The sequence below is a fragment of the Fusicatenibacter sp. genome (genome assembly GCF_977045365.1).
Genome location: NZ_CDRRUH010000032.1, coordinates 1 through 11,695, shown reverse-complemented (window position 1 = coordinate 11,695; position 11,695 = coordinate 1). Strand labels below are relative to the sequence as shown.

The following is an 11,695-nucleotide window of genomic DNA, read 5'->3' as shown; positions in this document are numbered from 1 at the left end:
TGTCTGCTAGAATTGCCGTATTGTCAAAAAAGAGAAAGCGGGGATATAGTATGGGTGGATTGTTTCGTGCACTCAACAGGACGAAAGTGTTCCGGAATCTGACGGAACAGGAGTTTGCATGGGTATTGTATGATGTGGGAAATTCGGCGTTTATTATGATCGCCTGTTCCCTGATTCCGATCTGGTTCAAGAGCCTGGCGATCGGTACGGGGCCGGGGAAGATCAGTTCGGATCAGGCGACGGCGTATTATTCGATTGCGATCGCGATCGTGACAGTGGTTGTAGCGCTGATCGGTCCGGTCTGCGGTGTGCTGGCGGATCATAAGGACAAGAAAAAGATCTTCTTCACCACGACGGCCGGCCTTGGCATCGCGGGCTGTGTGCTGAATGGCTTTGCGACGAGCTGGGTGCTGTTTCTGGTGATTTATATTCTGACGAGAGTCTGCTACAACGCATCGCTGACCATTTATGATTCGATGCTGAACGACGTAACGACCGAGGAGCGCATGGACGAGGTTTCCTCCTATGGTTATGCGTGGGGTTACTTAGGATCCTGCATTCCGTTCCTGATTGCGCTGATCGCCTACGTGCTGGGACCGGACATGGTCGGTGTGCTGCCGGATTCTGTTTCAAAAATTATCGGTTTTGGCGTGACGGCACTCTGGTGGCTGATTGTAACGCTGCCGCTGCTGAAAGGATACAGGCAGAAAAATTACGTGGAGACGAAAGCAGTAACCGTCGGCCAGACGTTTGGGAAAATTTTCGGAACGCTGAAGAAAATTGCCGTTTCCGACCGGAAAGTCTTTTTCTTCCTGATCGGATTCTTCCTCTACATTGACGGCGTCGGAACGATCATCGACAACTGCATCAACATCGGAACCGACCTTAACCTGAATACGGTCGGACAGGTCATCTTCCTTCTGGCGACACAGGTTGTCGCCTTCGGCGGATCGCTGTTTTTCGCGAAGCTGTCGCGGAAGAAAGATACCGTATCACTGATCCTGATCTGTATCGCCGGTTATTTCTGCATCTGCCTCTATGCGCTGACACTGCGGACGCTCGTGCACTTTGCAATTCTGGCGTTCGGCGTTGGATGCTTCCAGGGATCGATTCAGTCGCTGTCGCGGTCGTATTATTCAAAGATTATTCCGGCGGAGAACTCCGGGGAATACTTCGGTATCTACGATATTTTCGCCAAAGGCGCATCGTTCCTCGGTTCTGCAGTTATTGCAGCTGTAAAACTGGCAGGCGGAACAATCAACGTGGCGGTTGCATGCCTGGCGATTTTCTTTGCACTGGGATTTGTTTTTCTGAAAATTGCAGACCGGCAGCCGATGGCTGGGGAGAGATAAAACAGAACATAGCATAAAAAATCTCAAAGCAGGAGAGAAATCCGCTTTGAGATTTTTTGCGTTTCACTCCGGGGTTCCGCAATGAGAGGTTTTGTGGTACAATAAGCAGTGAGCCGGGCCGCAGGGGATGAGGGGGCCTGAAAAATATGAATCATACAGACAGGATGAAACAAAATGGAAAAAACCAAAAAACTGGCGGTAGGCATTCTCGCGCATGTCGATGCGGGAAAAACGACGCTGGCAGAGGGGATTTTATATAAAACAGGCCAGATCCGGAAAGCCGGAAGGGTCGATCACAAGGACGCCTTTCTGGACACGGAGGAGCTGGAAAAAGCAAGGGGCATCACCATCTTTTCCAAACAGGCCGTGCTGAAGCTGAATGAGACGGAGGTCACACTCCTTGACACACCGGGCCATGTGGATTTCTCAGCGGAGATGGAGCGCACCTTACAGGTCATGGACTACGCGGTTCTTCTGATCAGCGGTGCGGACGGCGTGCAGGGTCATGTGGAGACCCTGTGGCGGCTGCTCGCGCGGTATGAGATCCCGGTCTTTCTCTTTATCAACAAGATGGATCAGCCGGGCACGGATGCGGAAAAACTGCTGGAAGAACTGCAGAGCCGCCTCTCGGAGCACTGCCTGAATTTCTCGCAGGATCTCCAGAACGCAGAATTACTGGAAGAACTTGCCATGTGTGATGAGGACGTGCTGGAGCAGTATCTGGAAACGGGAAGCGTGGAAGAAGACCAGATCCGCACGATGATCGCAGAGCGGAAGGTCTTTCCGTGCTGCTTTGGCTCTGCACTCAAGATGGAGGGTGTGACGGAATTTCTGAAAATTCTGGACCGGTTTACAAAAACGTCGGAGTACGGCGGGGATTTTGGCGCGCGCGTCTTTAAGATTTCAAGGGACACGGCAGGAAACCGTCTGACGCATCTGAAAATCACGGGCGGCGTGCTGAAGGTGAAGCAGATGCTCGGCGAAGAAAAGGCAGACCAGATCCGCATTTATTCCGGTGCGGGCTATACGATGGTACAGGAAGCACCGGCGGGGACGATCTGTGCCGTAACGGGACTGAACAGCACCTTCTCAGGTCAGGGCATCGGCAATGAAACCGAGGCGGAAAAACCGGTGCTGGAGCCGGTGCTGACGTACCGCATCGAGCTTCCGCCGGACTGCGATGTCCATCAGATGCTTGGAAAGCTGCGCCAGTTAGAAGAAGAAATCCCGGAGCTCCACATTGTCTGGAATGAGCGCCTCGCGGAAATCCATGCGCAGGTCATGGGTGAGGTGCAGATCGAGATCTTAAAGAGTCTGATCCACGAGCGTTTCGGCGAATGGGTGGAATTCGGAGCCGGAAATATTGTATACAAAGAGACGATCCGCAGTACCGTGGAGGGTGTCGGCCATTTCGAGCCGCTGCGCCATTATGCGGAAGTTCATTTGCTGCTGGAACCGGCAGAACCGGGCAGCGGACTGCAGATTGGAACCGTCTGCAGCGAGGATATCCTGGACCGCAACTGGCAGCGTCTGATCCTCACACATCTGCTGGAGCGGAAGCATCCCGGCGTGCTGACCGGATCGGAAATTACAGATATGAAAATCACATTGGTCAAGGGTCGTGCGCATATCAAGCACACCGAGGGCGGCGATTTCCGCCAGGCGACGTACCGCGCAGTGCGGCAGGGACTGAAAAAAGCAGAATCCGTTCTGCTGGAGCCGGTCTATGCGTTCCGGCTGGAAATTCCGTCGGAATCGACAGGACGGGCGCTGAACGATATTCAGCGGATGTACGGCAGCTTTGAACCGCCGGAAATGGAAGGCGATATGACGGTGATCACCGGAACCGCACCGGTTGTGACAATGCGGGATTATCAGAAAGAAGTGACTGCTTACAGCCGGGGACGCGGAAGAGTGTTCTGTACCTTAAAAGGATATGAGCCGTGCCACAACGCGGAGGAAGTGATCGCCTCCATCGGCTACGATTCCGAGGCGGATGTGGAAAATCCGACGGGTTCCGTGTTCTGTGCCCACGGGGCAGGCTTTGTCGTTCCATGGAATGAAGTGGAAGACTATATGCATCTGGAATATACACTGGAAAATCCGGAAGCAGAAAGTGATCCGGCGGAAGCAGCGGCAGACCGGAGCGGCGGAACATCCTCTGTGCAGAAAGCAAAAAAAGCATCCGACCGCGTGCCGATGGCAGCTTCCATGCAGGAGGCAAAGGAGCTGGAAGAAATCTTTACGAGGACATACGGCAAAGTGGAGCGGAAACGCGCCGGTTTCGAGCGGCGGACACGTCCGGTCACCTCGTCGTCCGGCATCGGGGATCCCAAATATGCAAAACCAAACCGTCCGAAGGAGCCGCAGGAGGAATATCTGCTGGTGGATGGCTACAACATTATTTTTGCCTGGGATGATTTAAATGAGCTGGCGAAGTACAACATTGAGAGTGCCAGAGGAAAACTGATGGACATTCTGTCGAATTATCAGGGATATAAAAAAATGACGCTGATCCTTGTCTTTGATGCCTACAAAGTAAAGGGCAACCAGGGCGAGGTCGGCATGTACCATAATATTCATGTCGTTTATACGAAAGAGGCGGAGACGGCTGACCAGTACATCGAGAAAACGGTTCACAGAATCGGCCACAACGGCAACGTAACGGTGGCTTCCTCGGACGGTCTCGAGCAGATCATCATTATGGGAGCGGGCGCGCATCGTCTCTCTGCACGGGATCTGCGCACCGAGATTGAACATACAAACGGCCAGATCCGGGAAAACTATCTGGAGAAAGAACAGAAAACGAAGTCGTACCTGCTGGAGAACGCATCCGGAGAACTGGGAGACTTTTTGAAAGAGCTGGAAGAAGAGCGAAAAAAAGAGAGTAAAAAGAGCAAAGGAAAGGCTTAAGATGAATTACGCAATCATACTATCGGGGGGAATCGGAACGAGAATGCAGATGGGGGATTTTCCGAAGCAGTATCTGGAAGTGGAAAAGAAACCGATTCTGCTGTATACGCTGGAGCAGTTTCAGAAAAGCAGTGCCGTTGAGAAAATCGTCATCGTGGCGGCAGATGCCTGGAGAGAGAAGATCCGCGGATGGATGGAAGAGGACGGGATTACGAAATTTCTCGCCTTTGCGGATGCCGGGGATACGCGGCAGGAATCCATTCGCAACGGTCTTGCCGCCTGCATGGAGGATTCCGTATCGGAGAACGACGGTGTGATCATCCACGATGGCGTGCGGCCTCTGGTGAGTGAACAGCTGATTGGCGACTGCCTTGCGGCGCTTGCCGATCATGAGGGCTGTATGCCGGTGCTGCCGATGAAGGACACGATCTATCAGAGCAGCGACGGAACGAAAATTGACCATCTGCTGGAGCGCAGCACGCTGTTTGCCGGCCAGGCGCCGGAAGCCTTCCGTCTGCATCCGTATGCGAAAATCAACCGGGAAGCATCGAAAGAGGAGCTGTCCCTTACAAGGGGAACGAGTGAAATCGCCTACCGCCATGGGCTGGATGTGGCAATGATCCCGGGGGATGAACGGAACTTTAAGATTACGACGCGGAGCGACCTGGAGCGTTTCTGTACGATTGTGAGAGGAGAAGCCAAATGAGAGCATACGAGCTGCATGGAGTCAATGATTTAAGAAGGGAAGACATCGAAAAACCGGAAATCCCATCCGGCTGGGTTCTGGTGCAGGTAAAGGCATCGGGAATCTGCAGCTCCGATATTCCGCGGATTTTCACAAACGGAACGTATCATTTTCCAACGATTCCAGGCCATGAATTTTCGGGCGTGGTTGCCGCATGCGGCGAGGGCGTACCGGAGGACCGGATCAGAAAACGGGTCGGCATTTTTCCGCTGATCCCGTGCCGCACCTGCCCGCAGTGCCGGCAGAAAAAATATGAGATGTGCGAACACTACGATTACCTTGGATCGCGCCGGGACGGCGGCTTTGCGGAATACGTGGCCGTGCCGGATTGGAACCTGATGGAGCTGCCGGAAAACGTCAGCTTCCGCGAGGCAGCGATGCTGGAGCCGCTCTCTGTGGCGCTTCATGCGGTGAAGCGAAGCGGTGTGAAGCCGGGCGATACCGCAGCTGTGATCGGAACGGGCATGATCGGTTTTGCAGCGGCAGCGTGGGCGAAAGCGCTCGGCGCCGAAACCGTTTTTGTGATTGGACGGGGCGAAGCAAAACGTGCGATCGCAGAACAGATCCCGGGAATCACATATGTGACAGAAGAGGAGAGCAAACCGATTCAGGCAGATGTCGTAGTAGAAGCGGTCGGAACGCCGCAGGCCGTTTCCAGTGCAGTTCTTCTTGCAAGACCGGGCGGAAGCATCGTGCTGATGGGAAATCCATCGGGCGATCTTGCGATGGAAAAGAACGTGTACTGGCGCATCCTGCGCAAACAGCTGAACCTGACGGGAACGTGGAATTCTTCTTATGAAAAAGATGAAGCCTGCGACTGGACGGAGGCACTCGATGCGCTTTCGAAGAAGAAAATCCCGGCACAGGCGCTGATCACGCACTGTTTCCCGTCCGAAAAGCTGATGGATGGACTGGAACTGATGAAAAATCATAAAGAGCCATACTGCAAAGTAATGGTTTCATGGGAGTAGAAAAGTATGAGAAAAAGTCAGATATCGGCATCTATGATGTGCTCAAACCTTGTGGATCTGCAGGCGACGATCGATGTATTTGAAAAAGAAAAAGTCGAATATCTCCATATCGATGTGATGGACGGCGAGTTCGTCCCGAACTTCGGCCTTGGCGTCGACTACATCCGCGGGCTGCGGGAACTGACGAGTATTCCGCTCGATCTTCATCTGATGATCAAAGACCCGGAGTACAAGCTGCCGTGGATCGGCATTCACAAAGAGGACATCGTGACGATTCATTATGAGAGCACTTTCCAGGTGCAGCGCGCGCTCGATTACCTAGTGCCGTACGGCTGCAAGCGGTTCCTCGCGATCAACCCGGCGACACCGATCGGGCAGATCGAGGAAGTGCTTGACTATATCGACGGCGTCAATCTTCTGATGGTCAATCCGGGCTTTGCCGGACAGAAAATTGTGCCGAGTACGCTGCGTAAAGCGGAAAAGCTGCAGAAATTTCTGCAGGAGATGCATCGGGAGGACATCATTTTAGAAGTGGACGGAAACATTACGAAGGAGCACGGCGCGACGCTGCGTTCCTGTGGAGCCAGCATTTTTGTGGCGGGAACTTCGAGCATTTTCTGCACCGATGTATCGCACTTCGGAGAAAAAATCCGGGAATTCCGGAAAGCAGTGGAATAAGAAAAAGAACTGCCTTTCCGGGATGCACGGTTTGAAAAACAGACGAATACTGTAAAGTGAGCGAATGACGGAGCGTGTCATATGGTAGAATTATTTCTGCTTGCTGCGGCGCTCTCGGCCGATAACTTTGCAGTAAGCATCGGATATGGAAGCAGCAATACGAGAATTTCACCCGGCATGACGGCGCTGCTGAATCTGTTCTGCAGTGCTGCCCTGGTTGCTTCCGCACAGTTTGGAAAAAGATTTCTGCAGTCCGCAGGACCGGAATGGGGAACCAGGGTGGGGGCGGGCTGCTTTTTTCTTATGGGAACGCTGAAAATTTTCGAAGAACTGAGAAAACGCAGAAGAAAAAAGCAGGGAAAAACAGAAGCAAGACCGGAACATCTGGAAAAACAGCTCCACCCGCTGGAATTTGGCCTGCTGGCGGTTTCGATGTCGGTGGATGGAATTGTCTCCGGCGTCTTTGCTGCGGATCTTCCGGTGACAGGAGGACAGATCTTTTTTGCCTCCTTCGCGGTCGGAATGGCGGCGATGTATGCCGGAACTGCCATCGGAAAAAAGACGGGGCAGAAAAACGGCGGAAACGGAGCATTGTTCGGAGGAATTCTGTTCTATTTACTGGCGTTTTTAAAGCTCACATAGAATTACATGTAAGAAAGAAAAACCAGCAGATCCCGGCGTAAAATTGACAAGCCCGTGCAGATATGCTATAAAAGTAGGAGGTTTGCTGCTGGAAAATTAAAAAAACAGATGCAGCAGACAAAGTAAGAGAGGAAAATACATGATTTCAGTAGTAATCCCTTCGTACAACGGTGCAGAAACACTGTTTCAGGCAATCGACTCAGTCCTTTGCCAGACAACAAAAACCCCGCTGGAAATCCTGGTGATCGACGACAATTCCACGGACGATACGATGGAAAAGATGGGGCGTTACGGAGAAAATGACCGGGTACGGTATATCCGGAATGAGACAAACAAAGGAGCGTCCGCATCCAGAAACCGCGGTGTACAGCTCGCAAAGGGCGATTACATTGCCTTTCTGGACGCGGATGATTACTGGGATCCCGAAAAACTGGAAAAGCAGGAAAAAGCCCTTGCAAAGACCGGTGATGTGCTCTGCTGTACGGGCCGGGAGCTGATTTACGATCAGGAACCGGAAAAGCAGAAGATCTTTTCTGTCCCGGAGCGGATCACCTACAAAATGCTGCTGCGCGGCAACGTGATCGGCTGCTCGTCGGTACTGGCCAAAAGAAGCGTTCTGCTGGAATTCCCGATGGAAAAGGACGAGTGCCACGAGGATTATCTGGACTGGCTGCGGATCCTGAAAAAATACGGGACAGCCTGCGGTGTGGATGAGCCTTTGCTGAAATACCGGCTGTCCAGCACAGGAAAATCGGGGAATAAACTGCATTCTGCAGGCATGACTTACCGTGTTTACCGCGAACTGGGAATGGGAACGTTCCGCTCCCTGTACTGTTTTGCGTGCTATGCCGTAAACGGTGTGCGGAAGTATTACGGTAAGGGCAAAAAGAGAGGAAGAGATTGATGAACTATAAAAACAGGGAACAGTACAAACATCTGATGCGTGTCCTGGCGGTCGCGGCGATTGTGCTTCTGGAATGCGCCGTTTTTTCTGTGTTCTGGGACAGATACTATGCGAGCCACCTGTGGCTGGAGCCGTTCTGGGATAAGGGAAATCAGATTATCGTCGTGATCTACGGCATTTTTCTTCTGGTTTTCATGTACATTTACGGCGGCATGAAGATCGGCTACATGAAGGGAAGCAGCATCATCTATTCCCAGATGATGACGGCATTCTGTGCCAATGCGCTGATGTATCTGCAGATTATCCTGCTGTGGCGCCACCTGCCGTACATTCTGCCGATGGTCGGCATGACACTCGTGGACTTTGCGCTGGCAGGCATTGTATCCTGGCTTTTTGAGAAGACGTTTGCGCGTCTCTTTCCGCCAAGAGAGGTGCTTCTGATTTACGGTGAATACCCGATGGAAAGCCTGGAGCTGAAGATGAACCAGCGGCCGGACAAGTATATTGTAGCACATAAGGTGAGCGCGGAAGTGGGAGAGAAAGAGCTCTGCCGCCAGATTGACGCATACGGCCAGGAGGGCGTGATCCTGGGCGATCTTCATTCGGAGCTGCGCAACCGTCTGCTGAAATATTGCTATGCGAAAGAAATCCGTGTCTATCTGACGCCGAAGCTGTCGGATATTATGGTGCGGAAAGCGGAAGCGCTCCATATTTTCGATACACCGCTTCTGCTCGCGCGAAACAGTGGTCTTTCGTTTGATCAGAGATTCTGCAAGCGCCTGCTGGATCTGCTCGTATCGACGATTCTTCTTGTGATCACGTCGCCGATTATGCTGATCGCAGCGCTCTGCATCAAGCTGTATGACCATGGCCCGGTGTTCTTTAAACAGAAACGTCTCACGATCGGCGGAAAAGAATTCTATGTTTACAAATTCCGAAGCATGATTGTGGATGCCGAAAAAGACGGCGTAGCCCGCCTGGCAACGAAGAACGACAGCCGCATTACGCCGGTCGGAAAGGTGATCCGCGCGACGAGAATTGATGAGCTGCCGCAGCTTCTGAACATTTTCAAGGGCGATATGAGCGTCGTCGGACCGCGCCCGGAGCGGCCGGAGATTGCAAAGGAATATGAGGAATCGATTCCGGAATTTGCTTACCGTCTGAAAGTAAAGGCAGGACTTACCGGCTACGCCCAGATTTACGGAAAGTACAACACGACCGCATACGACAAGTTGAAGCTGGATCTGATGTACATAGAGAGCTATTCGATTTTAGAGGATCTGAAACTGATTCTTGCGACCTTCAAGATTGTCTTCACAAAGGAGAGCACAGAAGGGCTCGAGGAAGGACAGACGATCAGCCTGAACGCAAAGGAAGAGGAGAAAAAAGATGTTTAATACCGAGGACGAAATTCTGCGCCGGCTGCAGGAAAAAAATCTGGAAATGGCCGTCATGTTTTATAAATGGTGCCAGAGAAATCATCTGATCTGTTATCTCTGCGGCGGCGGCTGCATCGGTGCAATCCGCCACGGCGGTTTCATTCCGTGGGACGATGATCTCGACTTTTTCATGCCGCGCAAGGACTATGAGAAGTTTTTAAAGATCTGGGATACGCAGGAGGAGAGTAAAATCTACAAGCTCGAGTACCCGAAAGAGGGCTTCTGCAATGCGCACACGTTTGCGAACATCCGCGACAGCCGCACTACACAGGTGAAAAAGGAGCAGGTCGATATGGATCTCTGCCATGGCGTTGCGCTTGATATTCTCCCGATCGAGGGCTATGCACCGGGAAACCTTGCGCGGAAATGGCAGGTCATCGAGGGGAAGATTTTCCAGCTTTTCTGCACACAGGTCATCCCGACGAAAGAGCGCCACGGTGCATTTATGCATTATCTTGGAACCGTTCTGCTGGCGCTGGCTCCGACGCAGAAGATGCGGTACCGGATCTGGAAGCAGGCAGAGAACTATATTACAAAATTTGATATCGACAGCCCACGGGTGGACGGCATCACCGAGATGTGCGCACCGCAGGCGATTCTCCGGAAATATCCGAAAAAGATTTTTGCATCGGCGATTGAGGTTCCGTTCGAGAACGAGCGCCTGCCGATTCCGGTCGGATACGACACATATCTGCGCATGGCGTTCGGCGATTATATGAAACTGCCGCCGAAGGAACAGCAGAAAGGCCACCACGATGCGGCGTTTCTGGATCTCGATCATCCGTATGAGCAGTATAAGGGGATATACTACTGCTGTAAGAAATAAAGAAAGAGGATAAAACAATGCCGGAAATTTCAATCATTACCCCGGTGTATCAGGCAGAAAAATTTTTAAAAAAATGTGTGGATTCCATTCTCTCCCAGTCTTTTACGGACTGGGAGCTGCTTCTTGTAGATGATGGAAGCACCGACAAGAGCAGTGAAATCTGCCGGACATACGCAGAACAGGATGCGCGGATCCGTTATCACCAAAAAGAGAACGGCGGCGTCAGTTCGGCGCGGAATGCGGGCGTTGCGCTTGCAGAGGGGCGTTATATCACGTTTGTGGACAGCGACGATTTCGCAGCGGAGGATCTTCTGGAAACACTGTATCGTCTGGCGGAAAAGTATGATGCCGAAATGAGTATCTGCCGCGGATACGATCTCTATGAAGGAAGGCCGGTGCCGGATCTGAAACAGGAGGGAATCGAATCTGTGACCGACAGCGAGGAGGGACTGCGCCGGGTGATGAAGGCGCGCGTGTTCGGCGTGATGCCGTGGGGCAAGCTGTATCGAAGAGAGATTTTCGAGGGCGTTGTCTATCCGGAGAAAACAATCGCCGAGGATGCATACGTCATCGTTCCGTTAATGGAGCACTGCCGGAAGGTGGCCTTTTCCACAGCACAGAAATACTATTATGTGCACCGGCGCGAAAGCCTCACGACAAGCGGTTTTCGCTGGTCAGATCTTGGTTCGGTGGAAGTGTGGGATCATAACCGGAGTGTCGTGGAAGAACGCCACCCGGCGCTGAAAAAAGAAGCAGGTGTGCGCTGCTGCTGGGCGCGGTTTTTCGTGCTGGACAAGCTGATGCTGTTGGAAACCATGGACGCGGAGAAAAAGGCGCTTGCGAAGAGGCTGGCAAAAGAGCTTAAAAAGCATCCGCTTCTGGTACTGGAAGGCGATCACTTCACGAACGGGCGGAAAATCGCCTATCTGACCCTGTTTCTGGGAACCGGAATTTACCGGCAGTGCGTGCGTACCTTGTTCCGGAAAAGAAATTTATAAAAAATGCGGCAGAAACGAAAGGAATATTTTCGTTTCTGCCGTATTTTTTAATTTTTCTTTGACGAGAGCAGAACACCGTTTTTATCAAACTGATACGTTGTTCCGTCAATTTTTTTGGTTCCGGTGACGCGTCCGCCCCAGCCCTGGAAGTAGTAGGTGTTTCCGTCAATTTCTGCCCAGCCGGTCTGCATGGAAGCATCATCGTTGAAGTAGTACCAGTTATTTTT

The 11,695-nt window shown here is 52.2% G+C and carries 10 protein-coding genes and 1 pseudogene; 10 read left to right on the top strand and 1 reads right to left on the bottom strand.

Annotated elements, in window-relative coordinates:
- Nucleotides 1–50: 50 nt before the first annotated feature.
- The 10 genes from ACY2VW_RS08435 to ACY2VW_RS08390 all read left to right on the top strand — a co-directional run bounded on the left by ACY2VW_RS08435 (nt 51) and on the right by ACY2VW_RS08390 (nt 11,468).
- Nucleotides 51–1,352, top strand: coding sequence for an MFS transporter (locus ACY2VW_RS08435; RefSeq protein ID WP_461873234.1), 1,302 nt, complete (start codon nt 51–53; stop codon nt 1,350–1,352).
- 174 nt (nt 1,353–1,526) lie between these two features.
- Nucleotides 1,527–4,265: an NYN domain-containing protein gene (locus ACY2VW_RS08430; RefSeq protein ID WP_461877752.1), complete on the top strand. Its 2,739-nt coding sequence runs from the start codon at nt 1,527–1,529 to the stop codon at nt 4,263–4,265.
- A 1-nt stretch (nt 4,266) separates the two neighbouring features.
- A complete protein-coding gene (locus ACY2VW_RS08425; RefSeq protein ID WP_461877751.1) occupies nt 4,267–4,971 on the top strand; it encodes an IspD/TarI family cytidylyltransferase in 705 nt (234 codons plus the stop codon).
- Nucleotides 4,968–5,981 carry a galactitol-1-phosphate 5-dehydrogenase gene (locus ACY2VW_RS08420; protein WP_461877750.1) on the top strand — a complete coding sequence of 338 codons (1,014 nt, stop codon included), beginning with the start codon at nt 4,968–4,970 and terminating at the stop codon, nt 5,979–5,981. Before ACY2VW_RS08425 ends, ACY2VW_RS08420 begins: the two co-directional genes overlap by 4 nt.
- Nucleotides 5,982–5,987: 6 nt before the next feature.
- Nucleotides 5,988–6,659: a ribulose-phosphate 3-epimerase gene (locus tag ACY2VW_RS08415; protein WP_022462993.1), complete on the top strand. Its 672-nt coding sequence runs from the start codon at nt 5,988–5,990 to the stop codon at nt 6,657–6,659.
- A gap of 81 nt (nt 6,660–6,740) precedes the next feature.
- On the top strand, nt 6,741–7,301 hold the full coding sequence (locus ACY2VW_RS08410; protein ID WP_461877749.1) for a manganese efflux pump: 561 nt from the start codon (nt 6,741–6,743) through the stop codon (nt 7,299–7,301).
- A 139-nt stretch (nt 7,302–7,440) separates the two neighbouring features.
- A complete protein-coding gene (locus ACY2VW_RS08405; RefSeq protein ID WP_022462991.1) occupies nt 7,441–8,205 on the top strand; it encodes a glycosyltransferase family 2 protein in 765 nt (254 codons plus the stop codon).
- A complete protein-coding gene (locus ACY2VW_RS08400; protein WP_349143004.1) occupies nt 8,205–9,602 on the top strand; it encodes a sugar transferase in 1,398 nt (465 codons plus the stop codon). Before ACY2VW_RS08405 ends, ACY2VW_RS08400 begins: the two co-directional genes overlap by 1 nt.
- Nucleotides 9,595–10,470 carry a LicD family protein gene (locus ACY2VW_RS08395; protein WP_461877748.1) on the top strand — a complete coding sequence of 292 codons (876 nt, stop codon included), beginning with the start codon at nt 9,595–9,597 and terminating at the stop codon, nt 10,468–10,470. The genes ACY2VW_RS08400 and ACY2VW_RS08395 overlap by 8 nt, the downstream gene beginning before the upstream one ends.
- A gap of 17 nt (nt 10,471–10,487) precedes the next feature.
- Nucleotides 10,488–11,468, top strand: coding sequence for a glycosyltransferase family 2 protein (locus tag ACY2VW_RS08390; RefSeq protein ID WP_461877747.1), 981 nt, complete (start codon nt 10,488–10,490; stop codon nt 11,466–11,468).
- A 47-nt stretch (nt 11,469–11,515) separates the two neighbouring features.
- On the opposite strand, the pseudogene ACY2VW_RS08385 reads toward ACY2VW_RS08390, so the two are convergent.
- Nucleotides 11,516–11,695 (bottom strand): annotated as a pseudogene (locus ACY2VW_RS08385) (hypothetical protein); the annotation flags it as partial.